Annotated in this window: 28 protein-coding genes, 3 tRNA genes and 1 pseudogene; 23 read left to right on the forward strand and 9 right to left on the reverse strand. The window is 73.4% G+C overall.

Features of this window, described 5'->3' with window-relative positions; translation table 11 throughout:
* The first annotated feature begins 50 nt into the window (after window positions 1-50).
* The 15 genes from M1O15_RS23315 to M1O15_RS23385 all read left to right on the forward strand — a co-directional run bounded on the left by M1O15_RS23315 (window position 51) and on the right by M1O15_RS23385 (window position 14,023).
* A complete protein-coding gene (locus M1O15_RS23315; RefSeq protein WP_372499563.1) occupies window positions 51-506 on the forward strand; it encodes an NADH-quinone oxidoreductase subunit A in 456 nt (151 codons plus the stop codon).
* Window positions 497-1,147 (forward strand): NADH-quinone oxidoreductase subunit B, encoded by a 651-nt coding sequence (locus M1O15_RS23320; protein ID WP_248636086.1) that lies wholly within the window; start codon window positions 497-499, stop codon window positions 1,145-1,147. The genes M1O15_RS23315 and M1O15_RS23320 overlap by 10 nt, the downstream gene beginning before the upstream one ends.
* Window positions 1,144-3,270: an NADH-quinone oxidoreductase subunit C gene (locus M1O15_RS23325; protein WP_248636087.1), complete on the forward strand. Its 2,127-nt coding sequence runs from the start codon at window positions 1,144-1,146 to the stop codon at window positions 3,268-3,270. The genes M1O15_RS23320 and M1O15_RS23325 overlap by 4 nt, the downstream gene beginning before the upstream one ends.
* Window positions 3,267-4,235, forward strand: coding sequence for a complex I subunit 1/NuoH family protein (locus M1O15_RS23330; protein WP_248636088.1), 969 nt, complete (start codon window positions 3,267-3,269; stop codon window positions 4,233-4,235). The genes M1O15_RS23325 and M1O15_RS23330 overlap by 4 nt, the downstream gene beginning before the upstream one ends.
* Window positions 4,235-4,873: a NuoI/complex I 23 kDa subunit family protein gene (locus tag M1O15_RS23335; RefSeq protein ID WP_248636089.1), complete on the forward strand. Its 639-nt coding sequence runs from the start codon at window positions 4,235-4,237 to the stop codon at window positions 4,871-4,873. Before M1O15_RS23330 ends, M1O15_RS23335 begins: the two co-directional genes overlap by 1 nt.
* Window positions 4,870-5,514, forward strand: a complete 645-nt coding sequence (locus M1O15_RS23340; RefSeq protein ID WP_248636090.1) for an NADH-quinone oxidoreductase subunit J family protein — start codon at window positions 4,870-4,872, stop codon at window positions 5,512-5,514. The genes M1O15_RS23335 and M1O15_RS23340 overlap by 4 nt, the downstream gene beginning before the upstream one ends.
* Window positions 5,514-5,984: an NADH-quinone oxidoreductase subunit NuoK gene (gene nuoK, locus M1O15_RS23345; protein WP_248636091.1), complete on the forward strand. Its 471-nt coding sequence runs from the start codon at window positions 5,514-5,516 to the stop codon at window positions 5,982-5,984. Before M1O15_RS23340 ends, nuoK begins: the two co-directional genes overlap by 1 nt.
* On the forward strand, window positions 5,981-8,032 hold the full coding sequence (locus M1O15_RS23350; RefSeq protein ID WP_248636092.1) for an NADH-quinone oxidoreductase subunit 5 family protein: 2,052 nt from the start codon (window positions 5,981-5,983) through the stop codon (window positions 8,030-8,032). The genes nuoK and M1O15_RS23350 overlap by 4 nt, the downstream gene beginning before the upstream one ends.
* 32 nt (window positions 8,033-8,064) lie before the next feature.
* On the forward strand, window positions 8,065-9,681 hold the full coding sequence (locus M1O15_RS23355; protein WP_248636150.1) for a complex I subunit 4 family protein: 1,617 nt from the start codon (window positions 8,065-8,067) through the stop codon (window positions 9,679-9,681).
* A complete protein-coding gene (locus M1O15_RS23360) occupies window positions 9,678-11,261 on the forward strand; it encodes an NADH-quinone oxidoreductase subunit N (RefSeq protein WP_248636093.1) in 1,584 nt (527 codons plus the stop codon). Before M1O15_RS23355 ends, M1O15_RS23360 begins: the two co-directional genes overlap by 4 nt.
* A 120-nt stretch (window positions 11,262-11,381) precedes the next feature.
* Window positions 11,382-11,846 (forward strand): large conductance mechanosensitive channel protein MscL, encoded by a 465-nt coding sequence (mscL, locus tag M1O15_RS23365; protein WP_248636094.1) that lies wholly within the window; start codon window positions 11,382-11,384, stop codon window positions 11,844-11,846.
* 175 nt (window positions 11,847-12,021) lie between these two features.
* The gene (htpX, locus tag M1O15_RS23370; RefSeq protein WP_248636095.1) at window positions 12,022-12,885 is read left to right on the forward strand and encodes a zinc metalloprotease HtpX; all 864 of its coding nucleotides are present in this window, start codon (window positions 12,022-12,024) and stop codon (window positions 12,883-12,885) included.
* A complete protein-coding gene (locus tag M1O15_RS23375; protein ID WP_248636096.1) occupies window positions 12,882-13,277 on the forward strand; it encodes a YccF domain-containing protein in 396 nt (131 codons plus the stop codon). Before htpX ends, M1O15_RS23375 begins: the two co-directional genes overlap by 4 nt.
* Before the next feature lie 44 nt (window positions 13,278-13,321).
* Window positions 13,322-13,633: a hypothetical protein gene (locus tag M1O15_RS23380; RefSeq protein ID WP_248636097.1), complete on the forward strand. Its 312-nt coding sequence runs from the start codon at window positions 13,322-13,324 to the stop codon at window positions 13,631-13,633.
* A 120-nt stretch (window positions 13,634-13,753) separates the two neighbouring features.
* Entirely contained in the window at window positions 13,754-14,023 is a 270-nt protein-coding gene (locus tag M1O15_RS23385) for a GlsB/YeaQ/YmgE family stress response membrane protein (protein WP_248636098.1), read from the forward strand.
* On the opposite strand, the gene M1O15_RS23390 is transcribed toward M1O15_RS23385, so the two are convergent.
* The 3 genes from M1O15_RS23390 to M1O15_RS23400 all read right to left on the reverse strand — a co-directional run bounded on the left by M1O15_RS23390 (window position 13,987) and on the right by M1O15_RS23400 (window position 15,997).
* Window positions 13,987-14,730, reverse strand: a complete 744-nt coding sequence (locus M1O15_RS23390) for an alpha-ketoglutarate-dependent dioxygenase AlkB family protein (protein WP_248636099.1) — start codon at window positions 14,728-14,730, stop codon at window positions 13,987-13,989. The genes M1O15_RS23385 and M1O15_RS23390 overlap by 37 nt on opposite strands.
* On the reverse strand, window positions 14,727-15,278 hold the full coding sequence (locus M1O15_RS23395) for a methylated-DNA--[protein]-cysteine S-methyltransferase (RefSeq protein WP_248636100.1): 552 nt from the start codon (window positions 15,276-15,278) through the stop codon (window positions 14,727-14,729). The genes M1O15_RS23390 and M1O15_RS23395 overlap by 4 nt, the downstream gene beginning before the upstream one ends.
* Before the next feature lie 230 nt (window positions 15,279-15,508).
* A complete protein-coding gene (locus M1O15_RS23400) occupies window positions 15,509-15,997 on the reverse strand; it encodes a YajQ family cyclic di-GMP-binding protein (protein WP_248636101.1) in 489 nt (162 codons plus the stop codon).
* Between the two features lie 238 nt (window positions 15,998-16,235).
* Between M1O15_RS23400 and M1O15_RS23405 the strand changes: the two genes are divergently transcribed.
* Window positions 16,236-16,317 (forward strand) — tRNA-Tyr (locus M1O15_RS23405).
* A 102-nt stretch (window positions 16,318-16,419) separates the two neighbouring features.
* Here the strand turns inward: M1O15_RS23405 and M1O15_RS23410 are convergent.
* The 3 genes from M1O15_RS23410 to M1O15_RS23420 all read right to left on the reverse strand — a co-directional run bounded on the left by M1O15_RS23410 (window position 16,420) and on the right by M1O15_RS23420 (window position 18,981).
* Window positions 16,420-17,001 (reverse strand): GyrI-like domain-containing protein, encoded by a 582-nt coding sequence (locus M1O15_RS23410; RefSeq protein WP_248636102.1) that lies wholly within the window; start codon window positions 16,999-17,001, stop codon window positions 16,420-16,422.
* Window positions 17,001-17,657, reverse strand: coding sequence for an SDR family oxidoreductase (locus M1O15_RS23415; protein WP_248636103.1), 657 nt, complete (start codon window positions 17,655-17,657; stop codon window positions 17,001-17,003). Before M1O15_RS23415 ends, M1O15_RS23410 begins: the two co-directional genes overlap by 1 nt.
* Window positions 17,658-17,748: 91 nt before the next feature.
* Window positions 17,749-18,981, reverse strand: coding sequence for an amidohydrolase family protein (locus tag M1O15_RS23420; protein WP_248636104.1), 1,233 nt, complete (start codon window positions 18,979-18,981; stop codon window positions 17,749-17,751).
* A 457-nt stretch (window positions 18,982-19,438) separates the two neighbouring features.
* Here M1O15_RS23420 and M1O15_RS23425 point away from each other — a divergent pair.
* From M1O15_RS23425 to M1O15_RS23450, 6 genes are all read left to right on the forward strand, one after another.
* Window positions 19,439-19,511, forward strand: a tRNA-Thr gene (locus tag M1O15_RS23425).
* A 46-nt stretch (window positions 19,512-19,557) separates the two neighbouring features.
* Window positions 19,558-19,630 (forward strand) — tRNA-Met (locus M1O15_RS23430).
* Between the two features lie 92 nt (window positions 19,631-19,722).
* On the forward strand, window positions 19,723-19,887 hold the full coding sequence (rpmG, locus tag M1O15_RS23435; protein ID WP_003956487.1) for a 50S ribosomal protein L33: 165 nt from the start codon (window positions 19,723-19,725) through the stop codon (window positions 19,885-19,887).
* Between the two features lie 90 nt (window positions 19,888-19,977).
* Window positions 19,978-20,433: a MaoC family dehydratase N-terminal domain-containing protein gene (locus M1O15_RS23440; protein WP_248636105.1), complete on the forward strand. Its 456-nt coding sequence runs from the start codon at window positions 19,978-19,980 to the stop codon at window positions 20,431-20,433.
* A 4-nt stretch (window positions 20,434-20,437) separates the two neighbouring features.
* Window positions 20,438-20,866, forward strand: coding sequence for a MaoC family dehydratase (locus tag M1O15_RS23445; RefSeq protein ID WP_248636106.1), 429 nt, complete (start codon window positions 20,438-20,440; stop codon window positions 20,864-20,866).
* A gap of 113 nt (window positions 20,867-20,979) precedes the next feature.
* Entirely contained in the window at window positions 20,980-22,035 is a 1,056-nt protein-coding gene (locus M1O15_RS23450) for a UDP-N-acetylmuramate dehydrogenase (RefSeq protein WP_248636107.1), read from the forward strand.
* Window positions 22,036-22,060: 25 nt separating this feature from the next.
* On the opposite strand, the pseudogene M1O15_RS23455 reads toward M1O15_RS23450, so the two are convergent.
* Window positions 22,061-22,697 (reverse strand): annotated as a pseudogene (locus M1O15_RS23455) (NAD(P)-dependent oxidoreductase).
* A 229-nt stretch (window positions 22,698-22,926) separates the two neighbouring features.
* On the opposite strand from M1O15_RS23455, the gene M1O15_RS23460 reads away from it, so the two are divergent.
* A complete protein-coding gene (locus tag M1O15_RS23460; protein ID WP_248636108.1) occupies window positions 22,927-23,544 on the forward strand; it encodes a TetR/AcrR family transcriptional regulator in 618 nt (205 codons plus the stop codon).
* Here M1O15_RS23460 and M1O15_RS23465 read toward each other — a convergent pair.
* Both M1O15_RS23465 and M1O15_RS23470 read right to left on the reverse strand, forming a co-directional pair.
* The gene (locus tag M1O15_RS23465) at window positions 23,541-24,569 is read right to left on the reverse strand and encodes an adenosine deaminase (protein ID WP_248636109.1); all 1,029 of its coding nucleotides are present in this window, start codon (window positions 24,567-24,569) and stop codon (window positions 23,541-23,543) included. The genes M1O15_RS23460 and M1O15_RS23465 overlap by 4 nt on opposite strands.
* A 134-nt stretch (window positions 24,570-24,703) precedes the next feature.
* A complete protein-coding gene (locus M1O15_RS23470; protein ID WP_248636110.1) occupies window positions 24,704-25,930 on the reverse strand; it encodes a pyridoxal phosphate-dependent aminotransferase in 1,227 nt (408 codons plus the stop codon).
* Window positions 25,931-26,100 lie beyond the last annotated feature (170 nt).

Below are 26,100 nucleotides of genomic sequence, written 5' to 3' on the forward strand. Positions count from 1 at the left end.
AGGCGGCGGCGTACACCGAAGCACACGGGCAGGGAACGAGGGAGACGGACGTGCCGGAACCGACCGCGGCGGCGGTGCCGATCGCGGCGAGCGCACCGACCACGGCGACCGCGCCGGGCGCCGCCGGCCCTCTCGCGGCGGACTACTTCCAGAGCTACTCGGTCGTCGGCCTGCTCGCCGTCCTCGGCGTCCTGTTCGTCGCCGCCGCCTTCGGGGCCGGACGGCTGCTGCGGCCCGTCGTCCCCACCCCCGAGAAGCTGCTGACGTACGAGTGCGGTGTCGACCCGGTCGGCGAGGGCTGGGCCCACACCCAGGTCCGCTACTACGTCTACGCTTTTCTGTACGTCATCTTCGCGGTGGACTCGATCTTCCTCTTCCCCTGGGCGACCGTCTTCGCCGCGCCCGGCTACGGCGGCACCACGCTGGTCGAGATGTTCGTCTTCCTCGGCTTCCTCGCCGTGGGGCTGCTCTACGCGTACAAGAAGGGCGTCCTGACATGGACGTGACCCCCACTTCCGGGGCCCCGGTCGACCTCCCCGATCCCCAGCTCCCCTCCGCGACCGGAACCGGCGCGACCCCGGCCACCGGCGGCGGGCGCCTCGGCGCCCTCGCCCGGCTCGCCCCCGAGCCGATGAAGGTGGTCCTCAACTGGGGCCGCCGCTACAGCCTGTGGGTGTTCAACTTCGGGCTGGCCTGCTGCGCGATCGAGTTCATCGCCGCCTCCATGGCCCGCCACGACTTCATCCGGCTCGGGGTGATCCCGTTCGCGCCCGGACCGCGCCAGGCCGACCTGATGGTGGTGTCCGGGACGGTCACCGACAAGATGGCGCCCGCGGTCAAGCGGCTGTACGAGCAGATGCCGGAGCCGAAGTACGTCATCTCCTTCGGCGCCTGCTCCAACTGCGGCGGACCGTACTGGGACTCGTACTCCGTCACCAAGGGCGTCGACCAGATCATCCCGGTCGACGTGTACGTACCGGGCTGCCCGCCCCGGCCCGAGGCGCTGCTCCAAGGCATCCTCAAACTCCAGGAGAAGATCGCCCACGAGTCGCTCGGCGAGCGCTACGGCCACGGCGGCCGCCCGCCGTCCCCGGTCGAGCGGCTCCGCAGCGGCCTGACCCCGCCGCCCGCGGGGGGCCCCTCGTGAACGCCGCCCACGACTCCCTGCCGGACGCCGTCACCGAGGTCTTCGGCCCGGAGGCCACCGCCGAGCGGGCATACGACCTGCTCACCGTGGACGTCCCGGCCACCGGCTGGATCGCCGCCCTGGAGACCGCCCGCTCCGCACTGGCCTGCACCTACTTCGACTGGCTGAGCGCCGTCGACGAGCCCGCCACGGGCTTCCGCGTCTGCGCCCACCTGGTCGCCCTCGACGGCGGCCGGGTGCGGCGGCTGATGCTGCGCACCACCGTGCCGCACACCGCCCCCGAACTGCCGAGCGCCGTCGGCGTCTACGCGGGCGCCGCCTGGCACGAGCGGGAGACGCACGAGATGTTCGGCGTGGTCTTCACCGGCCATCCGCACCTGGTGCCGCTGCTGCTGCCGGAGAACTTCGAGGGCCACCCGCTGCGCAAGGACTTCGTGCTGGCCGCCCGGGTGGCGAAGGCCTGGCCGGGGGCCAAGGAGCCGGGCGAGTCGGAGCACGGCGGCCCGAAGCGGCGCCAGATGCTCCCGCCCGGCGTGCCCGACCCCAACGAGTGGGGACCGCTCAAGGGCCAGCTCCCGCCAGCCCCGGCCCGCCCGACCCGCGAGCGCCCGGCCCGCGCCCCGGGCGACCGGCCGGTACGGCGTACCCGCACGGCCGGCGAGGGCTCGGCCGGCCAGCCCGCCCCCACCGACCCGACCGCCCCGACGGCGGCAGCGCCCGGCGCCCCCGCCCCCGCCGCTGCGGAACCGTCCGAGGCCCCCCGCCCCCGCCGCGCCCGGCGCGCCTCGGACGGCTCGGCCAGCCAGACACCCCCGGCCACCGGTCCGGACACGGCCGGTCCGGACGAGGGGGCCGCCCCGGCGCCGGACGCCGCCCGCCCGCCCCGCCGCAACCGGCGAGCCTCCGAGGGCTCGGTCGGCCAAACCCCGGACACGGCCCCCTCCCCGGATACGGACTCGGGCGCCGCCGCGGACGAACCCTCCGCCCAGCCGCCGGCCCCGGCCGGACCCCGCCGCAACCGCAGCGCGAGCGCGGGCTCGGCCAGCCAGCGCGCCACCGGCCCCGCACCCTCGGAGCGGACGCGGTCCCCCCGCGCCCCGGAGTCCCCGGAGCCCCCGCCCTCCACCGACGACACCTCCGGCGGTACGCCCAGGGGCGCATCGCGGCCGCCGCGCACCCGTAGCTCGGACGCCCCCTGGAACAACCCCCGCCCCGCCTTCGACAACAAGCCCGAGCCCCGCCAGGACCCCCGCCCCGCCGCGCCCGCCGCGAAGACCGACGACCAAGGCGACGGTGCCGACGACGCAACCGCCGAGACCGGCGACGCCGCCAAGGCGGAGAGGACCGCCGAGCCGACCACGGCCGCCGAGGCGGAGAGGGCCGCCGAGCCGAAGAACACGCCCGAAGACCGGGCGCCGGACGGGCCGGGTACGCCGAACACCCCGGACGAGCCAAGCACGCCGGACGCATCGGCCAAGCCGGGCAGCGCGGGCGCGCCGAGCGCGCCGGACCGGTCGAGCGCGCCTCGCACGTCGGCCGAGCCGACCACACCGGCCGAGCCGACAACAGCCGCTGAGGCCGAGAGAGCCACCGGGCCGAAGAACGCGCCCGAAGACCGGGCGGCGGACGGGCCGGGTATGCCGAACACGCCGGACGAGCCAGGCACGCCGGACGAGCCGAATACGGCGGATGCACCGGCCAAGCCGGGCAACGCGGGCGCGCCGAACGAGCCTCATGGGCCTGACACGCCGAGCGCATCCCACCGGCCGAACACGCGAAGCACGCCCGACGAGCCGAGCACGCCGGACGCACCGGCCACGCCAGGCAGCGCAGGCGCGCCGAGTGCGCCGGACCGGTCGAGCGCGCCTCGCGCGCCGGACGAGCCGACCACGGCGGCCGAGCCGACAACAGCCGCCGAGGCCGAGAGAGCCACCGGGCCGAAGAAAACGCCCAAGGACCGCACGCCGGACGAGCCGCGCACCCCGGATGCCCCGCGCACCCCGGACACCCCTCGCACCTCGGACACCCCGGATGCCCCGCTCACCCCGGACACCCCAGACACCCCGGACACCCCCTCCACCCCCGCCGACGATCGACCCACCGAAGGAGACACAGACGCGTGAGCGACGCACTCGACATCGCCCTGCGGCTGCTCGTCGTCTTCGCCGTGTTCCTGGTGCTGCCGCTGGTGGTCGGCCAGACGGAGCACAAGGTCATGGCGCATATGCAGGGGCGGCTGGGGCCGATGTACGCGGGCGGGTTCCACGGCTGGGCCCAGCTGGTCGCGGACGGGGTGAAGTTCGCGCAGAAGGAGGACGTGGTCCCGGCCGACGCCGACCGCCGAGTCTTCCAGCTCGCCCCCGCCGTCGCCCTCCTCCCGTACCTCCTGGTCCTCGTGGCCATCCCGATCGGTCCCGGCGAGGGAGCCGTCGGCCAGGTGGTCGATGCCGGGATCTTCTTCGTGCTCGCCGTGATGGGCGTCGGTGTCCTCGGCTCCCTGATGGCGGGCTGGGCGTCCGCCAACAAGTTCTCCCTGCTCGGCGGTCTGCGCACGGCCGCGCAGCTGCTCGCCTACGAGCTGCCGATGCTGCTCGCCGCCGCCTCCGTGGCGATGGCCGCCGGCACCGTGTCGCTGCCCGGCATCCTGGACGCCTTCGAGTGGTGGTGGCTGCCCTGGCAGATCACCGGCGCCCTGGTCTTCTTCGTCGCGGGCCTCGCCGAGCTCCAGCGGCCGCCGTTCGACATGCCGGTCGCCGACTCGGAGATCATCTTCGGCGCCTACACCGAGTACACCGGTCTGCGGTTCGCGCTGTTCCTGCTCGCCGAGTACGCGGGCATCGTCGTGCTCTGCGGTCTGACCACCGTCCTCTTCCTCGGCGGCTGGCACGGGCCGTTCGGCGCCGACGGACTCGGCTGGCTGTGGACCCTGCTGAAGACGGCCGTCCTCGCCTTCGTCGTCATCTGGCTGCGCGTCAGCTACCCGCGGCTGCGCGAGGACCAGCTCCAGAAGCTCGCCTGGACCACGCTCGTCCCGCTCGCCCTCGCCCAGATCGCCCTCACCGGCGTCGTCAAGGTGGTGATCCAGTAATGCCTCCGATCCCCGGCTCCGGCCTGGCCAAGGGGCTGGCCGTCACGCTGCGGACGATGACGCGCAAGAGCCACACGGCGCAGTACCCGGACGCCCAGCCCGAACTGCCGCCCCGCACCCGCGGGGTGATCGGGCTGTTCGAGGAGAACTGCACCGTCTGCATGCTCTGCGCCCGCGAGTGCCCGGACTGGTGCATCTACATCGACTCCCACAAGGAGACGGTGCCGGCCGCCACCCCGGGGGGCCGGGAGCGCAGCCGCAATGTCCTCGACCGCTTCGCGATCGACTTCGCCCTGTGCATGTACTGCGGTATCTGCATCGAGGTCTGTCCTTTCGACGCGCTGTTCTGGTCGCCGGAGTTCGAGTACGCGGAGACGGACATCCACGAGCTGACCCACGAGCGGGACAAGCTGCGCGAGTGGATGTGGACCGTGCCCGAGCCGCCGGCCCTCGACCCGGGCGCGGAGGAGCCCAAGGAGCTGGCCGCCGCCCGCAAGGCCGCCGACAAGCTCGCCGCCGCCCAGGCCGCCGAAGCCGCCCAGGCCGCCCAGGCCGCCGAGACCACGGGGGCCGCAGGGGCGCCCACTCAGGCCGCCGACGGTCAGCCGGGCCCCGGGGCCCAGGGAGGCACCGAGTGACCCCGCTCGCCACCGCCACCGCCGCGACCGCCCCGGCCGCCACCGCCCCCGGCTTCCTGTCGCCGACCGGTGTGGAGATCGCCTTCCTCCTCGTGGGTGCCGTCACCCTCGGGGCGGCCGTGATCACGGTGACCACCCGGCAACTGGTGCACGCCGCGCTCTGGCTCGTCGTGGCGCTCGGCGGCCTCGCCGTGGAGTACCTGCTGCTGACGGCCGAGTTCATCGCCTGGGTGCAGGTCCTGATCTACGTCGGTTCCGTGGTCGTCCTCCTGCTGTTCGGGCTGATGCTCACCAGGGCGCCGATCGGGCGCTCCCCGGACGCCGACTCGGGCAACCGCCCGGTCGCGCTCGCCGTGGCCGCCGCCGCGGCCGCCGCCCTGCTCTGGGTGGTGGTCGACGCCTTCCGCACCACCTGGATCGACCTGGGCGGCCCGGCCCAGGGCTCCACCCGGGTGTCCGGCGAAATCCTCTTCCGGCACTGGGTGCTGCCCTTCGAGGCGCTGTCGGTCCTCCTCCTCGCCGCGCTGGTCGGCGCCATCGTGCTCTCCCGCCGAAACGGCGACGGGGACGGCGACGGCGACGACGCGAAGGACCTCAAGAGGCAGGGCCCCCACCGCACCGCCCCCGGGAAGGACCGCTGATGCACCTCGCCTATCCGGCGGTCCTCGCCGTCCTGCTGTTCTGCACCGGGCTCTACGGGGTGCTCGCCCGCCGGAACGCGATCCTGGTCCTGATGTCCGTCGAGCTGATGCTCAACGCGGTCAACCTCAACCTGGTCGCCTTCGACGTCTGGCTCCGCGACACCCTGCACGCGGGACAGGCGCTGACCCTCTTCACCATCGCCATCGCCGCGGCCGAGATCGGCATCGGCCTGGCCATCGTGCTGATGGTCCACCGCAACCGCGACACCTCCGACGTCGACCGCCTCCGGGACACCGCCGAGCCGCGCCCCCGCCTGTCCGCCGCCCTCGGTCCCACCGATCCGGGCGCCGACGCGAGCGGCTCCGGTGCCGACGACCCCGAGGCCGACGACTCCGACGCCGACGACCCCGACTCCGACAGCAGCGACCCCGGCCGGGCGGCCGGCGAGAAGGCCGAGGCCACCGCGTGACCACCACGACCCTCGCCGTCCTCGTCCCCCTCCTTCCGTTCCTCGCCGCCGCCGGCGGACTGCTGCTCGGCCGCACCGCGCCCGGGTTCGTCCGCCCGCTGGCCGTCGTGCCGACGCTCGCCACGCTCGGCCTCACCGTGCTGGTGGCCGTCCGGCAGGGCGGGGGAGCGGCGATCGACGCCGCCACCCGGCTCACGCCCACCGGCTCCGTACCGATCGACCTCGCCCTGCACCTCGACGGCTTCGCGGTGCTCACCGCCGTGCTCGTCGCCCTGGTCGCCTGCTGTGTGCAGATCTACTCGACGGCCTATCTGCGCGACGACCCGCGCTACCCCTCGTACGCCGCGCTGGTCTCCCTGTTCACCTCCGCGATGCTGCTCGTCGTCTACTCCGGCGACCTGATGGTGCTGCTGGTCGGCTGGGAGGTCATGGGCATCTGCTCGTACTTCCTGGTCGGCCACTACTGGGAGACCCCCGAGGCCCGGGCCGCCTCGCTCAAGGCCTTTCTGGTCACCAAGCTGGGTGACGTCCCCTTCCTCATCGGGCTCTTCGCCCTGGCCGCCGACGCCGGGACCTTCCGGATCACCGGGGTGCTGGACGCGGTCGCCCAGGGCCGGCTCGACCACCCCACCGTGGTGGCGCTGCTGCTGCTCGCCGGGGTCGCGGGCAAGTCGGCGCAGTTCCCGCTGCACACCTGGCTGCCCGACGCCATGGCCGGCCCCACCCCGGTGTCCGCGCTGATCCACGCCGCCACCATGGTCGCGGCCGGCGTCTATGTCGTGGCCCGGCTCCTTCCCGTCTTCGCCGCCTCCGCGGCCGCCCTCACCGTGCTGGCCGTGCTCGCCGCGATCACCATGGTCGGCTCCGGTATCGCGGCACTCGCCCAGGACGACATCAAGCGGGTGCTCGCCTACTCGACCATCGGCCAGCTCGGCTACATGACCGGCGCCCTGGCCGTCGGGGACCGCGGCGCCGCCCTCTTCCACCTCCTCGCGCACGGCGCCTTCAAGGCGCTGCTGTTCCTCGGCGCCGGTGTGGTGATCCACGCCGCCGGCACCAACTCGCTGGCCGCCATGTCCCGGATGCGCGGCCTGAACCGCCGTATCCCCGACGCCTACTGGACGATGACGATCGCCCTGCTGGCGCTCGCCGCCCTCCCTCCCTTCGCCGGCTTCTTCTCCAAGGAGGCCGTCCTGGTGGCCGCCGAGCACACCGCCCTGGGCGAACCCTCCGCGGCGGGTGGGCAGATCCCGGTCGGCGCCGGCTGGATCGTCCTGGTCTCCGGTCTGCTCACCGCCCTGCTCACCGCCGCCTACGCGACCCGGCTCTGGCTGCTCGCCTTCCGCGGCGACGGCGCCGAGGCGGCGGACCTCCACCCGGCGCTCCGTCCCGGCCGAGCGGAGGAGGCCCCGGCCCGCCAGCCGCTCGCCATGACCGCCGTGCTGTGGGTGCTCGCCGTCCCCTCGCTCGCCTTCGGGCTGGCCGCCCCCTTCCTGCCCGACTGGTTCGACGGCCACCGCCTCACCCCGACGCTCACCACCGCCGTACTCTCCACCGGCGTCGCGCTCGTCGGAGCGCTGGTCACCTACGCCACCTGGCGGCACACCACCGCGCTGGCCGCCCGCACCCCGCTCGGCGCGGTCGCCGCCCACCCGGAGGCCGAGCCCGCCGTCTCCGAGGCGGAGGCCATCGCCAGCCACACCCCCGCCTACGGGGACATCGCCGCCGCCCCCGACCCGGCCGACCCCGGGCGCCTGCTCCTCGGCCCACTGCACCGCCCGGCCGCAGCCGGCTTCCATCTGGACGCCGTCTACTCGGCCCTCTTCGTCCGGCCCGTCCGGGCCGCCGCCTCCCTGGTCGCCTTCCTCGACCGCGAGGTGGTGGAGAGCTACGTCCGCGGCGCGGGCGCCGGCTCACGGCTGCTCGGCTGGACCGTCCGCCGCGCCCAGACCGGCAATGTGCAGACGTACCTCAGCGTGCTGCTGGCCGGCTCCACGGTCCTGGCGGTCGCCGCCGTCGTCCTTGCCCACGTCAACGCCGGATCGTGAGCCGTGCCGTGATCGATATCAGCCCGTCCGTGATGCAGTTCCTTCTCGCGTTCCTCGTGGTCGGCCCGCTCCTCGGCGCCGGCGCCGCCCTGCTCCCGGCCCCGCCGGGACTCAGGGGAAAGTCTCCCGACCAGGCGGTGCTGCGCCACGGTGTCACGGTCACCGCGGCCCTGCTCATCGCCGCCGTCGTCCTCGCGCTCGGCTTCGACCACGACCAGCCGTCCAGGATGCAGGCGACCACCGACATCAGCTGGATCCCCGCGCTGGACGTGCGCATCCACCTCGGCATCGACGGCATCTCCCTCCCCCTTCTGGTGCTCACCGCGCTGCTGACCTTCCTCTGCGCGCTCTACAGCTACTTCTCCCCGCCCACGGGCGCCTCCCCGAAGGCGTTCACCGCGCTCCTCCTCGTCCTGGAAGCCGGGACCATCGCCAGCTTCGCCGTCCTCGACCTGCTGCTGCTCTTCCTGGCCTTCGAGATGGTGCTCATCCCGATGTACTTCCTCATCGCCCGCTGGGGCGGTGCCCGGCGCCAGGCCGCCGCCTGGCGCTTCATCCTCTACACCCTGCTCGGCTCGGTCGTCATGCTGCTCGGCCTGCTCCTCGTAGGCCTGAGGGCGGGCACATTCGACATGGTGGCACTCGCCATTGACAACGGACGCTCACTCACCGTGACCGTGCAGGTCATCGCCGTGCTGGCGATCGGGATCGGGCTCGCCGTGAAGGCCCCGATGTGGCCGCTGCACAGCTGGCTGCCGGACGCCCACACCGCCGCCCCGACCGTCGGCTCGGTGCTGCTCGCCGGTGTCCTGCTGAAGATGGGGACCTACGGCTTCGTCCGGATCGTCGTGCCCGTCGCACCCGACGGAATGCGGGTCTTCGCCCCGTACCTCGCCGCGCTCGCCGTCATCGGCATCATCTACGGCTCACTGGCCTGCCTCGCCCTCGCCCGGACCGGCGCCAAGGGCGACCTGAAGCGGCTCATCGCCTACTCCTCGGTCGGCCACATGGGCTTCGTGCTGCTCGGCATCGCGTCCATGACCCCCACCGGGATCAACGGCGCGCTGTTCGCCAACATCGCCCACGGGCTCATCACCGGACTGCTGTTCTTCCTGGTCGGAGCCGTCAAGGAGCGGTACGGCACGGCCGACCTGGACACCCTCGCTGGGGCCACCGGCGCCGCCCTCTACGGGCGCGCCCCGCGTCTCGGCGGCCTGTTCGCCTTCGCGGCCGTCGCCTCGCTCGGCCTGCCGGGGCTGGCCGGCTTCTGGGGTGAGATGCTCGCCCTCTTCGGCGCCTTCCGCCCCGCCGAGGGCCTCAGCCGCCCCGCCTTCCTCACCTTCACCGCGATCGGCGCCTTCGGCACCCTGCTCACCGCCGCGTATCTGCTGGTGGTGGTGCGCCGCCTCTGCATGGGCCGGGGCCCCACCGCCATCGCCGAGACGGGGACCCGTACCGCAAAGGCCCACGGGGGCGCCGGCACCCCGTCCCGTACCGAGGGCACCCCCCTCGCCGACATCCGGCCGTACGAGGCCGCCGCCTGGGCCCCGCTCGCCGTCCTGACCGTCGTCGCCGGCCTCTGGCCCGCGGTCCTCCTCGGCCTCACCGACCCGGCCGTGCAGCAGCTCCTCGCAGGAGGCAACCAGTGACCGCCGCCACGACCGCCTCCGCCGAGCTCGTCCAGTCCGTCGACTGGGCGGCCATCGCACCCCCGGTGATCACCGCCGTCGTGGCGCTGGTCGCGCTCGTCGCCGACCTCTTCGTCCCCCCGGCACGCCGCCGGCTGCTCGGCTGGACCGCCATCGCCGGGCTGGCCGCCGCGCTGCTCGCGCTGCTGCCGCTGCGAGCGGGCGACCGGTCCACCTTCTGCCTCACCACCGACCCCGCCACCTGCAGTTACACCGCCGACCACTTCACCCTAGCGGTGCAGTTCCTGGTGCTCGGCGGGGCCCTGCTGACCGCCCTGCTCGCGCTCACCGAGACGGAGCCGCGGCGGGACGGGAGCACCGGCCTCCCGGCCGGTGAGTTCTGGTTCCTGCTGCTCTCCTCCACCGCCGGCGCCGCGCTGCTGCCCGCCTCCCGCGACCTCGCCACCCTGGTCGTCGCCCTGGAGGTGGCCTCCCTCCCGGCCTTCGCGCTGGTCGGCCTCCGGCGCGGCGACCGGCTGTCCGGCGAGGCCGCGCTGAAGTTCTTCCTCTCCTCGGTCACCGCGACCGCCGTCACCCTGCTCGGCGTGAGCTTCGTCTACGCCGCGACCGGCAGCCTCCATCTGACCGGTGTCGCCGAGGCCCTGCCGCGGGTGCCGGGGCAGCTCGGCACCCTGGCCACCGCGGGTGTCGCCCTCACCCTGGTGGGCTTCGCCTTCAAGACGGCCGCCGTGCCGTTCCACTTCTGGGTGCCGGACACCTACGCCGGCGCTCCGCTGCCGGTCGCCGCCTATCTGTCGGTGGTCGGCAAGGCGGTCGGCTTCACCGGGCTGATCCTGGTCGCGGTCATCGCCTTCCCCGCGTACGCCGACGTCTGGGGCCCCGCCCTGGCCGTGCTCGCCGCGCTGACCATGACCGCGGGGAACGCCGCCGCCCTGCGCCAGTCCGCCGCCCGCGCGCTCAGCGCCGTACGGCTGCTCGCCTGGTCCTCGGTGGCCCAGGCGGGCTATCTGCTGGTGCCGGTGGCCGCCGCCGCGTACACCGGCGCCGCCGCGGTCGGCGCGACGATCGCGTACGCCCTGATGTACGCGGTGGTCAACCTGGGCGCCTTCGCGGTGGTCGCCCTGGTGGCCCGTACCCACCCGGCCAAGCGGATCGCGGACTTCCGCGGCCTCTACGCCGACCGCCCCGCCGCCGCGCTGGCCCTGGCCTTCTTCCTGCTCTGCCTGGCCGGACTGCCGCCCGGCATCATCGGCCTGTTCGCCAAGGTCACCGTCTTCTCCGCGGCCGTGGACGCGGGCCTGGGCTGGCTCGCCGCGATCATGGCCGTCAACGTGGTGCTCGGCCTCTCCTACTACCTCCGCTGGACGGCCGTCCTCTTCCGCGCCCCGGCCCGTGCGGAAGCGCCGGTTCCGGCAGCCGCCGCCACCGTCTCCGCGGGAACGGCGACCGCCATCGCCCCGGTCAGGGAGCCCGTGCCGCTCCCACTGGCGGCGGCGCTCGCCCTCACCACCGTGGCGGCCGTGGCCCTCTCCGGCTATCCCCAGCTCATCCTGACCTTCGCCGCCCGGAACCTCTTCTGACCTGATCGGTGTGCCCGCGAGGGGTCCAAGCTTCTAGAGTCTTCCCGGCCCCACCGGACGGACCCCCGCCGCCGGGCACCACCCGCATCACGCATCACGCATCATCACAGGGAGCAGCCCGTGCTCAACGGCTTCAAGGACTTCATCCTCCGCGGCAACATCATCACCATGGCGATCGGCCTCGCGGTGGGCGCCGCCTTCACGGCGGTCGTCACGGCGTTCAGCAACGCCTTCATCACCCCGCTGATCGGCATCGCGACCGGAACCGTGGGCGACTTCAGCAAGAAGACCTTCACCGTGCAGGGCGCGCACTTCCCCTACGGCCTCTTCATCAGCGCCGCGCTCGCCTTCGTCATCACCGCCGCCGTGCTCTACTTCTGCGTCGTCGTGCCCATGATGAAGATCCAGAACCGGTTCAAGCGGGACGCCCCCTTCGACATCAAGGCCGCGGTCCGCGACTGCCCCCGCTGCTACACCGAGATCCCGGCCGTCGCCACCCGCTGCGGCCACTGCACCAGCGAGATCGAGCCGCTGCCCGAGGCCCTGGACACCGCCCGGAAGGCAGGCGTGCCCGTCCAGCGGTAACCCCCTCCGCCGCCCCGGAGGGCCCGCCCCTCACCTGTACGGCAGAGCCCGCCGCCCCGCGGACCTGGGAACCCGTGCTTCCCGCCTGGCGTTGACCCACAGGGAAGGGTCCACTGAGGACGTGGACCAGGACCACGGAAAGGGTTCCCCTGCCGCACCACTTGGAGGGCGTACCGTGCACCGCCGGCACAACGGGCTGAAGACCGCTGTACTCCTCGGAGGACTGTCCGCACTCATCATCCTGATCGGCAGTTTCTTCGGGCGTACGGGTCTGGTCGTGGCGCTCCTGGTCGCGCTCGGCACCAACGCCTACGCGTACTGGAACAGCGACAAGCTGGCCCTGCGCGCCATGCGGGCCCGCCCGGTCAGCGAGTTCCAGGCGCCCCAGCTGTACCGGATGGTCCGCGAGCTCTCCACCCAGGCCCGGCAGCCGATGCCCCGGCTGTACATCTCGCCCACCCAGGCGCCCAACGCCTTCGCCACCGGCCGCAACCCGCGCAACGCCGCGGTCTGCTGCACCGAGGGCATCCTCCAGCTCCTGGACGAGCGGGAGCTGCGCGGGGTCATCGGCCATGAGCTGAGCCATGTCTACAACCGGGACATCCTGATCTCCTCGGTCGCCGGAGCGCTCGCCTCCGTGATCATGTTTCTGGTGAACTTCGCCTGGCTGATCCCGATCGGCCGCTCGGACGACGACGAGGGCCCCGGGCTGCTCGGGATGCTGCTGATCATGCTGCTGGGGCCGCTCGCCGCCTCCGTCATCCAGCTGGCCATCAGCCGCTCCCGGGAGTACGAGGCGGACGCCTCGGGCGCCCAGCTCACCGGGGACCCGCTGGCGCTGGCCAGTGCCCTGCGCAAGCTGGAGGCCGGGACCAAGCAGCTGCCGCTGCCGCCCGAGCCCCGCCTGGAGACGGCCAGTCATATGATGATCGCGAACCCGTTCCGGCCCGGGCAGGGCCTTTCGAAGATGTTCTCGACCCACCCGCCCATGGCGGAGCGCATCGCCCGACTCGAACGGATGGCAGGTCCCCGACCATGAAGACAATCCTGAACGTCATCTGGCTCGTCCTCTGCGGCTTCTGGATGTTCCTCGGCTATCTGGCCGCCGGACTGCTGCTCTGCGTCACCATCATCGGCATCCCCTTCGGTGTGGCCGCCTTCCGCATCGGCGTCTACGCGCTGTGGCCCTTCGGCCAGACCGTGGTGGACCGCCGGGACGCCGGCGCCGGCTCCTTCGTCGTCAACGTGCTGTGGCTGATCCTCGCCGGCTGGTGGCTCGCGCTGGGGCACATCCTCACCGGCATCGCCCTGTGCGTCTCGATCATCGGCATCCCGCTGGGCATCGCCAACTTCAAGCTCATCCCGGTCTCGCTGTTCCCGCTGGGCAAGGAGATCGTCCCCACGGACCGCCCCCTGGTCTCCGGCTGGTAACCGTCCCGCCACCCGTTGTCAGTGGCATGGTGCAGCATGAGGCCATGACCGAGTACGTGAGGTACGGGGCGTTCGGCAGGTACCCGACGCCGTCGACAAGCGCCCTCGCCGCGGCGCCCGCCGACGACCCCTGGGGCGTGGACGCGCTCACCCTCGCCGAGGAGCTGGAGCCCCTGCTCGACGGCACGGGCTGGTACGCGGACGAGTACGGCATCCACGGATCGGCCGAGTCCGCCTACGCGGCGCTCGCCAGGCCCGCCGCCCGGGCGTGCATACGTACGGCGTCCCCGCTGCCCGTCCGTACGGCGTCCCCGCTGCCCGTACGGGCGGAGCCCTCCCTGCTCGTCGGCGTCTGACCCCGGCCCGCCTCATCCTCGCCGGCTTCGGAACCTCCACCCGCCGACCGGGCGTCTTCCCCTGTGCACGGCACCGTCGTCCGCCGTCGCACCGTTCCACGAAAGGCGGGTTCCCTCCGTATGTCCATCGTGAGCTGGATCGTTCTGGGCCTGCTGGCCGGAGTCGTCGCCAAGGTCCTGCTTCCGGGCCGGGACCCGGGAGGCCTGATCGGCACCACCCTCATCGGGGTCGCCGGCGCCTTCGTCGGCGGCTGGATCTCGGCGCGCTTCCTCGACCGCCCGATCACCAACGAGTTCTACGACGGCGCCACCTGGCTGGCCGCGATAGGCGGCTCCCTCGTGCTGCTGATCGTCTACCGCGTGCTCTTCGGCCACTCGCGCGAGCGCTGAGGCGCCCCGGTCGGCGCGGTCGCCCCGGTCTGGGCGGGGCCGCGACCGCCGCCCAGTCCCGTCTCGCGCAGGGTGATGTTCAGCCGGCCGGAGTCCAGCCCCGCGGCCGGGTCGCCGGTCCCGGTCAGCACCTTGGGCACCCCGTGGTAGGCGAAGCGAGAGGGCCCGCCGAAGACGAACAGGTCCCCCGACCGCAGCTCGACGTCCGTGTAGGGGCGGCCGCGCGTCTCGGTGTTCCCGAACCGGAAGACACAGGCGTCCCCGATGCTCAGGGACACCACCGGAGCGCTCGACCGCTCCTCCTTGTCCTGGTGCATGCCCATCCGGGCGGCGCCGCCGTAGAAGTTCACCAGGGCCGTGTCCGGGGCGTAGCCGCCGTCGTCGCCGTACGCGTCGGCCACCGCCGCCCGGCCCCACTCGGCCAGCCACTCCGGGAAGGCCGCGACCGGCGCCCCGTTCACGTCGTCGGCCGTACGGGAGTAGCGGTACGGCTGCCAGTGCCAGCCCAGGCAGACCGTCTGCACCGACATCACCCCGCCGTTCGGCAGCACCGTGTGGCGCATCGGCACCGGCCCCCGCGCCCAGCTCCGGCACGCCTCGACCAGCTCCCGCCGGCGCTCGGCCGGCAGCCATCCGGGCAGGTGGACGGCACCGGGGGCGACCTCCTGCCGCCTCCGCTCCACCGGGAACAGCGCGTCCTCCGTCACGACGACGGCACGCCCACCCCGGCCCCGGACGCCACCGGCCCCTCGGCCCCGCCCCCCGTCCCCTCCAACCCGAGCAGCAGCCGCTTGCGGTCCAGCCCGGCCGCGTAGCCGCGCAGTGCCCCGTCCGCGCCGATCACCCGGTGGCACGGGCGGACCACCAGCAGCGGGTTGCGGCCGATCGCGGTCCCGACCGCACGCACCCCCGCGCCGCTCGACCCGACCAGCGCCGCGATCTCCCCGTAGCTGACCGTGGTGCCGTACGGGATGTCCTCCAGCGCCCGCCACACCCGCCGCTGGAAGTCCGTCCCGGCGTCCGCGTACTCCACGTCGAACCGGGTCAGCGTGGAGTCGAAGTAGGCCCGCAGCTGCTCCGTGATGCCGTCGAAGGCCCCCGGCGCGTGCCGCCACCCCTCCCGGACCACGGCGCCGCCCTTCTGGCCCGGCAGGGACAGCGAGACCAGCGCGGTCCGCCCGGGCCGCCCGGCATCCTCGCTGCCGACCAGCAGCATGTCGCCGAGCGGGCTCTCGGTATACGCGTACACCGTCATGATCCGTCCCTTCCTTCCGTCCCCGTCCTCGTTCCCGTCCCCGTCTTCACCGTCCAGTCTGGCGGTGTGCCCGGGCCGGGGCTGGCGGGTTTCGGACAGCGACGCCCCACTGCGCCGGGCCCCGACGCCGCCCCCGACACCGACGGCCGCCGACCGCGCCACCCGAGCGCGATCAGCGGCCGTCCGCCACCGCTCCCACCGGCAGTCCACGTCCTGCCGGTGGTCACGTCCTACCGGTAGTTCACGAACTGCAGGGCGAACTCGAAGTCCTGGCCCTTCAGCAGCGCGATCACGGCCTGGAGGTCGTCCCGGCTCTTGGAGCTGACCCGCAGCTCGTCGCCCTGCACCTGGGCCTTCACGCCCTTCGGCCCCTCGTCACGGATGATCTTCGCCACCTTCTTGGCGTTGTCCTGGGAGATGCCCTCCTCGATGGACGCGAAGATCTTGTACTCCTTGCCGGACAGCTGCGGCTCGCCGGCGTCCAGTGCCTTCAGCGAGATGCCGCGCTTGATCAGCTTGGACTGGAAGACGTCGAGGATCGCGTTGACCCGCTCCTCGGAGTTCGCCTGCATCAGGATCTTCTCGCCGGACCAGGCGATGGAGGCCCCGACGTTCTTGAAGTCGTAGCGCTGCGAGATCTCCTTCGCGGCCTGGTTGAGGGCGTTGTCGACCTCCTGCCGCTCGACCTTCGAGACGATGTCGAAACTGGAGTCGGCCATGTCCTGTGGCTCCTTGGTTCGGGTGCGTACGGATGTGCGGACACGTACGGGCGCACCTGCGCGTACGGTCTGCCGGGAGTGGCGACCGGACCCCGGCCGCACCGCAAAGCCTAGCCACCCGGACCCACCGGAAGCGCTGATCAATCGGGTGGCAGAGCACCCCCTGGCATCAGGTATCGTTTACGTCGTTGCCACGGAGAACCGCCCCAAAGCGGCCCCTTCCACGGCGACGTCCCATGGCGGTGTGCCCGAGTGGCCAATGGGAGCGGACTGTAAATCCGTCGGCGTAGCCTACCCAGGTTCGAATCCTGGCGCCGCCACACGACGAGACGGCCCCTGACTGCGGAAACGCGGTCGGGGGCCGTTCTCGTTGCTTCCCGGAAGCAGGGAGCGGGCGGGGCGAGGCCCGGACGCCCGCCACTTCAGCTCGCAGGGCCCGTATCGGCAGGGCCCGTGTCGGCTAGGCGGAAGGCGAGGTCGGTCTGCCAGTGGGCGGGGTCGGGGTGGGCGCGGGGGTCGGTGCGGAGGATCTCCAGGCGGCAGCCCCAGCGCTCGACGCCGTCCACCTCGCGCATGTCCCAGTCCAGGCCCTCGGTCCTCGCCCAGTCGCGCAGGGCGGCTTCCGTGTCGGGGAGCAGGTCCGGGGGGCCGGTGTGGGTGAGGACGGCGTAGCGGCCGGCGGGGAGGAGGGCGACGCCGACGTCGCCCTCCGGCTCCGGGAGGGCGGCGACCGGGATGCCCGCCTCCACCTCCGACTCGCCGTCCAGGTGGAGGGAGTTGTAGCGGAAGAAGGGCGCCCCGTCCGCCTGGACGTCCCGGGCCGCGAGCCAGGCGGCCAGTTCGGGCAGCCGGTCCGCGATCGCGGCGAAGCCGTCCATGCGCACGGTGCGGCGCAGGAAGGCGTACGGCTGCTCGGGGCGGGACCGCACCTCCGGACCGGACGTCACAAAGTCCTGGCCGGCCGGGGTCTCATCGGCTGTCAGATCGCCGTTCCCCTGCGCCATCAGTTCCCCGCGATGTCCTTGACGGCGACCGTCACCGGCACCGAGCCGCCGACCAGTTCCAGGGTGAGGCCCACGGCCGCCGGGGTCTCGACCAGTTCGGCGAGGACGGCGGCCACGTCGTCGCGCGGTACCGGGCCGCGACCGGTCGACGCCTCCAGCCGGACCAGCCCGGTGCCCGCGTCGTTGGTCAGCATGCCGGGCTTGAGGATCGTCCAGCCCAGCCCCGCCAGGGACCGCACATGGGCGTCCGCCTCGCCCTTGGCCCGCAGGTAGATGTCGAAGACCTCGTCGCCCTGGTGGTCGGGGTCGGCCCCCATCGAGGAGACCAGGACGAACCGCGGCACCCCCGCCCGTACCGCCGCGTCGGCGAAGAGCACCGCCGCGTCCCGGTCGACGGTCTGCTTGCGCTCGACCCCGCTGTCCGGGCCCGCGCCCGCCGCGAAGACCGCCACATCGGCACCGGCCAGGACGGACTCGACCGCCTCGATCGCCGCCGACTCCAGATCCAGCTCCACGGGCTCCGCGCCCGCCTCCCGCAGGTCGTCCGCCTGATCCGGGTCGCGGATCAGCCCCGCCACCTGGTGCCCGCCTGCCGAGAGCAGCCGCTCCAGCCGCAGGGCGATCTGACCGTGTCCTCCAGCGATGACAATGCGCATGCTCCCGACCGTACGACTCGGCCGCCCGAAACGCGCAGTGAGCGCGCGGGTTCCCCCTACCACCAGGGCACCTCATCGGCGGTAGGGAGCTCTACGGGCGGGGCTCGGGGCGGCCCTGGCGGGGGAGGTCCAGGGCGCCGGCGGAGTCGCAGTACTCCCGTACCGCGCTGGTCCGGGCGACCACCCGGCCCCGGTGCACCACGATGCGGCTGTACGCCAGGGACAGCGCCCCTGACAGCCGCTCACCCCGCACCGCCAGCAGCTCGGCGGGGAAGCCCGCCTCCACCCGTACGCCCGGCAGCCCCATCGCCTGCCTGGCCTCGCCGCTGACCGCCGCGTACGCCTCCTCCGGCCGCAGTCCCGCCTGCGAGGCCAGCAGGAACGCGGCCTCCAGGGGATCTCCGCGCCCCACCGGGTTGGCCAGGTCGCGCAGTGCGCCGCCGCCGGCCGCCACCCGCACCCCCGCCGACCGCAGCAGCCGCACCGGCGCCACCTCCCGGGTGTCGGTGCCCGCGCAACCGCCCTGCGGCAGGCAGACCACCGTCACCCCGGTGGCCGCGAGCTGGTCGGCGGCCCGCCCGGCCACCTCGGCCGGCAACCGGCCCAGCGCTCCGCACGGGCCGATCACCACTCCGGGGCGCAGCCCGCCGGCCATCGCCGCCAGCCGCGCCAGCCGGGCCGGGTCGTCCCCGTCCAGGTGCAGATCGACCGGGCGGCCGTGCTCCGCCGCCACCTCCAGCACGGCCTCCACGTACCCCGCCGGATCGGGGTCCAGATCGGGCCGCCCCCCGACCACCGAGGCGCCCATCCGCACCGCGTCCCGCAGCATCGCCAGACCGTCCGCGCCCGCCACCCCGGTCAGCAGCCGGGGCACCGCGACCGTCGCCAGCTCGGCCAGCCCGTGCAGCGACCGGCGGGCCTGGAGCACCGCCTCCAGCGCTCCCAGTCCCTGCACATCCCCGATCCGCACCTGCGCCCGCAGCGCCGTCGCGCCGTGTCCCAGCTGGAGCAGGGCCGCCTCGGTGGCCCGGCGCTCCACCTCCTCCGGGGTGTACGGGACGGGGCCGGGCGCGTCGGCGGTCAGCGCGGTGTCGGCATGGGCGTGCGGCTCGGCCGGGGCGGGCAGCAGCAGATACCCCCCGAGGTCGACCCTGGCCCCGTGCGCGGGGAGGCTGCCCGCCGTACCGACCGCCTCGATGCGGCCCCCGGCCAGCCTGACGTCCACGGTCCGGCCGTCCGCCAGTCGGGCGCCGCTCAGCAGCAGCGCCGTGGCGTCGGTGGTGGCGCTCTCGGATGGTCGCGGCTGCTGGCTGTCGAAGGACATCGGGCTCCTGGCGTGGCTCGGGTGCGCCGCCGCCCGGGAGAGGGAGGGCGGTGGGGGCGCGGACGGGCGGCATGGGGGCGCGGAGAGGGGGGGGAGGAAGAGGGGAGCGGGTGCGCTGGGTAGGTGAATGATCACACAGGGTGAGACGAGCCTAGGGCGCCCGGGGCGGAGGGGCGTGGAGGGGCGCATGGGGGCGCGTTAGTCGTACCGGCGCGGTGGCGGACGGGAGCCGGGCGGAATGCGCCCGCGCCGCGCGACGCCGTACGCCGGTACCGCCGGCGGTCGGGGGGCCGGCGGGGCGCGCGTCGAGAGCCCGGCACGGTGGCGGGCGGGAGGCGATCACGGGCCCGGCGAGGCGGTGATCAGAGGCCGGGTGGGGCGGCCGGCCAGGGTGGTGTGGGCGCGGTGAAACGGATTTGGGCGAACGGCGGACGACCGTGTAATGTCTTCATCGCTCGCCCCAATAGCTCAGTCGGTAGAGCGTCTCCATGGTAAGGAGAAGGTCTACGGTTCGATTCCGTATTGGGGCTCTGATGTCGGTGACCCTCGCCCTCGGGCGGGGGGAGCCAGCATCGAAGCGGTGTAGCTCAGTCGGTAGAGCAAGCGGCTCATAATCGCTGTGTCACCGGTTCAAGTCCGGTCACCGCTACTCACTAAGTGTAGCCGATTGCAGGGTCGGTCCTTCGATCGGCTACTCTTTCTTGCGTTCATCCGTCCATCCGTCCGTCAAGGAGCACTCACGTGGCTGCCACCGACGTCCGCCCGAAGATCACGCTGGCCTGCGTGGAGTGCAAGGAGCGGAACTACATCACCAAGAAGAACCGGCGCAACAACCCGGACCGTCTTGAGATGAAGAAGCACTGCCCTCGCTGCAACTCGCACACCGCGCACCGCGAGACTCGCTGAATCAGGCTCGTACACGAGGCCGCTCCCCATCCGGGGGCGGCCTCGTGTCGTTTGTCGCTGATATTGATCGCTTCAGGAGGTAACGCGTCCATGGCGCTCGACCAGTCCTTCGTAGGGCGGAGCTATCCGCCCACCGCCCCCTACGAGGTGGGGCGGGAGAAGATCCGCGAATTCGCCGAGGCGATCGGCGACGCGAATCCCGTCTACCTCGACGCGGAGGCGGCGAAGGCGCTCGGACACCCGGAGGTGATCGCCCCGCCGACCTTCGTGTTCGCCATCACCTTCCGTGCCGCCGAGCAGGTGATCGGGGACCCGCAGCTCGGGCTGGACTACAACCGGGTGGTCCACGGCGACCAGCGGTTCGCGTACACCCGCCCGGTACGGGCCGGGGACCGGCTCGCCGTCACCTCCACCATCGAGAAGATCAAGTCGATGGCGGGCAACGACATCCTGGACATCCGGGGTGAGGTGCACGACGAGGCCGGGGAGCACGTGGTGACGGCCTGGATCAAGCTGGTGGCCCGCGCCGCCGACGAGGAGGCCTGAGCCGATGACCGCGAAGATCGCGTACGACGAGGTCGAGGTCGGCACCGAGCTGCCGGCGCAGAGCTTCCCGGTGACCCGCGCCACGCTGGTGCGGTACGCGGGCGCCTCCGGTGACTTCAACCCGATCCACTGGAACGAGAAGTTCGCTGTCGAGGTCGGCCTGCCGGACGTCATCGCGCACGGCATGTTCACCATGGCCGAGGCCGCCCGGGTGGTCACCGACTGGGTCGGCGACCCGGGCGCGGTGGTCGAGTACGGCGTGCGCTTCACCAGGCCGGTCGTGGTGCCCAACGACGACACCGGCGCACTGATCGAGGTCAGCGCCAAGGTCGCCGCCAAGCTGGAGGAGAACAGGGTCCGGGTCGACCTGACCGCGACCAGCGCCGGGCAGAAGGTGCTGGGCATGGCCCGCGCGGTGGTCCGGCTGGCGTGAGCCGCCGCACGGCCACCGCCCGGGCCGCCACCCGGGCGGTGGCCGTACGCGCTCCCGGCGGTGCGGGACGCCGGACGATCGGGCCCGCCCGTCTGCCCCGTAACCTTGCACCCGTGCACGTACTCCACGACGCCCCCCTCGCGCCCCTGACGACCTTCCGGCTCGGCGGGCCCGCCACCCGGCTCGCGACGGCGACCACCGACGACGAGGTGATCGCCGCCGTCCGCGAGGCGGACCAGAGCGGCACCCCGCTGCTGATCATCGGCGGCGGATCCAACCTGGTCATCGGCGACAAGGGCTTCGAGGGCACCGCCCTGCGCATCGCCACCAGCGGCGTCATGCTGGACGGCACCCGGCTGGAGCTGGCCGCCGGCGAGAACTGGTCGGAGGCCGTCGCCCGTACCGTCGAGGCGGGGCTCGCCGGGATCGAGTGCCTGGCCGGCATCCCCGGCTCGGCCGGCGCCACCCCGATCCAGAACGTCGGGGCGTACGGCCAGGAGGTCTCCACCACCATCACCGAGGTCGTCGCCTACGACCGGCGCACCCGGGAGACCGTGGTCGTGCCGAACGCCGAGTGCGCGTTCTCCTACCGGCACAGCCGTTTCAAGGCCGACCCCAGCCGCTATGTGGTGCTGCGCGTCCGCTTCGAGCTGGAGGACGCCGGCGGGATGAGCGCCCCGCTCCGGTACGCCGAGACGGCCCGCGCCCTCGGGGTGGGCGTGGGGGACCGGGTGCCCGCCGCCGACGCCCGCAGGACGGTGCTCGCGCTGCGCGCCGGCAAGGGCATGGTGCTGGACGCCGAGGACCACGACACCTGGTCCGCCGGGTCCTTCTTCACCAACCCGATCCTGACCGACGAGGCGTACGGGATCTTCCTCGACCGGGTCCGCGAGCGGCTCGGCGGGGACACCGCCCCGCCCGCCTACCCGGCCGGCGAGGGGCTGACCAAGACCTCGGCCGCCTGGCTGATCGACAAGGCCGGCTTCACCAAGGGGTACGGCTCCGGCCCGGCCCGGATCTCCACCAAGCACACCCTCGCGCTCACCAACCGGGGCGAGGCCACCACCGAGGACCTGCTCGCGCTCGCCCGCGAGGTGGTCGAGGGCGTCCGGGACGCCTTCGGGGTGACCCTGGTCAACGAGCCGGTGACGGTCGGCGTCAGCCTCTGAGCCCACTCCCGCGGTCGGCGGTACGTCAGTAGGCCACGGCCACCGGCTGCCGTACCGTCGCCGGGTCGTCGACCATCGCCAGCATGGCGTGCGCCACGTCCGCCCGGGCGATGGCGGCCCCGCCCCGCAGTGAGGCGCCCACCGCCGTGCGGTAGCGGCCGGTCCCCGCGCGGTCGAGCAGCCGGGGCGGCCGCACCGCCGTCCACTCCGTGGCACTGCGCCGCAGCTGCTCCTCCATGGCCCGCAGATCGTCGTAGTGCGCCCCGCAGCACCCGGGAGACGATCGGGGTGAGGAGGCGCAGCGCCAGGGTCTCCCGCTCCGGTACGGGGCCCAGCGGCGCCGCGCTCACCGCCAGGAACCGCGAGACGCCCTCCGCCTCCATCGCCCGCAGCACCGCCGTGGTCAGGGACGCGGCCACGCCCACCTGGGCGCGGCCGCGCGGGCCGAGCGCGGAGAGCACCGCGTCCCGGCCGGCCACCGCCGGCCGCAGCGCGTCCGGCTGGTCCATCCGGGGGACCGTGAACACCTCCAGGCGCTCCCCGGTGACGGTCAGCCGGGACGGATCACGTACCACCGCCGTCACCTGATGACCGGCCGCCAGTGCCTGGCCGACAAGCTCCCGGCCGATTCCGCCGGTCGCCCCGAACACCGTGAGCCGCATCGGATCCCGCCTTCCGGACCGGAGACCGCCGGGTGGGTGAGTGCTCACTTCCCCCGTGAGTGAGCAGCCACCTACCGCGGGTGGTCCACCTGGGTGGGTGAGTGACCACCCACCTGTGTGGGTGAGTGCTCACTCACCCACTAGGATGGGCGCCCCGGCGGGCCGCCGTCAACACCGGCCGGACCGCGACCGACCGCGACCGACCACGACCGGAGAGCGAGGCCCCCACGTGACGAAGCCCGCGCGGGAGCGCATCCTGGACGCGGCCCACGAGTTGTGGCGCGGGATCGGCCTCGCCCGTACCACCACCAAGGAGATCGCCCGGGCGGCCGACTGCTCCGAGGCGGCGCTGTACAAGTTCTACGGCAGCAAGGAGGAGCTGTTCGTCGCCGTGTTGCGGGAGCGGCTGCCCCGGCTCGGTCCACTGCTCGAACGGCTCACCGCCGACCCCGGCGGGCGCACGGTCGAGGAGAACCTCACCGACGTCGCCCGGCACGCCGCCCTCTTCTACGCGGAGAGCTTCCCGATCGGCGCCTCGCTCTACGCCGAGCCCCGGCTCAAGGAGCGGCACGACGCCGTCCTGCGGGAGCTGGGCGCCGGACCCCACCAGCCCGTCGAGGCGCTGACCCGCTACCTCACCGCCGAGCGGGATGCCGGCCGGCTGCGCCCCGGAGCCGACCCCTCGGCCGCCGCCTCACTGCTCCTCGGCGCCTGTGTGCACCGGGCGTTCGCCTACGAGGCGACCCCCGCGGGCCGTCCCCCGCAGGGCCTGGACGCCTTCGCCGCCTCCCTCGCCCGCACCCTGCTGGCCGGCATCGGACCGGACGCGGGGGATGCGGCGGGCTAGGACCCCAGCCATTCGTCCACGCCGGCCAGCAGCTTCGCCCGGACATCCTCCGGGGCCGCCGAGCCGCGCACCGACTGGCGGGCCAGCTCGGCCAACTCCTCGTCGGTGAAGCCGTGGTGGGCCCGGGCGAACTCGTACTGGGCGGCCAGCCGGGAGCCGAACAGCAGCGGGTCGTCCGCCCCGAGCGCCATCGGCACCCCCGCCTCGTAGAGCGTCCGCAGCGGCACCTGCTCCGGCTTCTCGTACACCCCCAGCGCCACATTGGACGCCGGGCACACCTCGCAGGTCACGCCCCGCTCGGCCAGCCGGCGCAGCAGCCGCGGGTCCTCCGCCGCCCGTACGCCGTGCCCGATCCGCGCCGCGCCCAGGTCGTCCAGGCAGTCCCGTACCGAGGCCGGGCCGGTCAGCTCGCCGCCGTGCGGAGCGGCCAGCAGCCCGCCCTCCCGGGCGATGGCGAACGCCCGGTCGAAGTCCCGGGCCATCCCGCGCCGCTCGTCGTTGGAGAGCCCGAAGCCGATCACCCCGCGGTCCGCGAACCGCACCGCGAGCCGGGCCAGGGTGCGGGCGTCCAGCGGGTGCTTCATCCGGTTCGCCGCGACGATCACCCGCATCCCGAGCCCGGTCTCCCGGGAGGCGGAGTCCACCGCGTCCAGGATGATCTCCAGCGCCGGGATCAGCCCGCCGAGCCGGGGGGCGTACGAGGTGGGGTCGACCTGGATCTCCAGCCACCCCGAGCCGTCCCGGACGTCCTCCTCGGCCGCCTCGCGCACCAGGCGCACGATGTCCTCCGGCTCCCGCAGGCAGGAGCGCGCCGCGTCGTACAGCCGCTGGAAGCGGAACCAGCCCCGCTCGTCGGTCGCCCGCAGCTTCGGCGGCTCGCCTCCCCGCAGCGCGTCGGGCAGGTGGATGCCGTACTTGTCGGCCAGCTCCAGCAGGGTGCCGGGGCGCATCGAGCCGGTGAAGTGCAGGTGCAGATGGGCCTTCGGCAGCAGACGCAGATCGCGCGGGGGGTGAGGGTGCTCCATCCCAGGATCCTGCCAAAGGCGGCGCGCCGAGGGCAGCCCCTTTCCCTGTCCGGGCCCTGATCGGGTGCTTGCCAGAACGCGAGAGCGGGCCCGGGGAGGCGTCCCCGGACCCGCTCGCAGGCGGTGTACGCCGGTCAGTCGCGCGCCTCGGCCAGCAGCTTCTGCACCCGCGAGATGCCCTCGACCAGGTCCTCGTCGCCCAGCGCGTAGGACAGCCGCAGATAGCCGGGGGTGCCGAACGCCTCACCCGGCACGACCGCCACCTCGACCTCGGTGAGGATCAGCTCGGCCAGCTCCACCGTGGTCCGCGGGCGCTTGCCGCGGATCTCCTTGCCCAGCAGGGCCTTCACCGAGGGGTACGCGTAGAAGGCGCCCTCGGGCGTCGGGCAGAGGACGCCGTCGATCTCGTTGAGCATCCGCACGATGGTCTGGCGGCGGCGGTCGAAGGCGGTCCGCATCTCGGCGACCGCGTCCAGGCTGCCGGAGACCGCGGCCAGCGCGGCGACCTGCGCCACGTTGGAGACGTTGGAGGTGGCGTGCGACTGGAGGTTGGTCGCCGCCTTCACCACGTCCTTGGGGCCGATGATCCAGCCCACCCGCCAGCCGGTCATCGCGTAGGTCTTCGCCACCCCGTTGACCACGACGCACTTGTCGCGCAGCTCGGGCAGGAGCGCGGGCAGCGAGGTGAACTCCGCGTCCCCGTATACCAGGTGCTCGTAGATCTCGTCGGTCAGCACCCACAGGCCGTGCTCGACGGCCCAGCGGCCGATCGCCTCGGCGTCCTCGCGGCTGTAGACCGCGCCGGTGGGGTTGGACGGGGAGACGAAGAGCACGACCTTGGTGTTCTCGGTGCGGGCCGCCTCCAGCTGCTCCACGGACACCCGGTAGCCGGTGGTCTCGTCGGCCACCACCTCCACCGGGACACCGCCGGCCAGCCGGATGGACTCCGGGTAGGTCGTCCAGTACGGGGCGGGCACGATGACCTCGTCACCCGGGTCCAGGATCGCGGCGAACGCCTCGTAGATCGCCTGCTTGCCGCCGTTGGTCACCAGCACCTCGGCCGGGTCGACCTGGTAGCCGGAGTCCCGCAGCGTCTTCTCGGCGATGGCCTTCTTCAGCTCGGGCAGGCCGCCGGCCGGGGTGTAGCGGTGGTACTTCGGGTTGCGGCAGGCCTCGATCGCGGCCTCGACGATGTAGTCCGGCGTCGGGAAGTCGGGCTCACCGGCGCCGAAGCCGATCACCGGACGCCCGGCGGCCTTCAGGGCCTTGGCCTTGGCGTCCACGGCGAGGGTCGCGGACTCGGAGATCGCGCCGACTCGGGCGGAGACCCGGCGCTCGGAGGGAGGAGTAGCAGCGCTCATGCGGCCCATCGTCCCAGACCCCGCGGGGCCCCCGTACCCGGGTTTCGCGGTACGGGCGGGATGTGTACGGCCGTGCGGCGGGGCCGGCCGGGGCGGGGGCGCCGCCGCTTTCTGTTCGACGGGAGGCCGCTGACCACGTACACTCACTGCTCGTTGGCTCGCACCGACCA

The organism is Streptomyces lichenis, assembly GCF_023218175.1.
Taxonomy (GTDB): Bacteria; Actinomycetota; Actinomycetes; order Streptomycetales; family Streptomycetaceae; genus Streptomyces; species Streptomyces lichenis.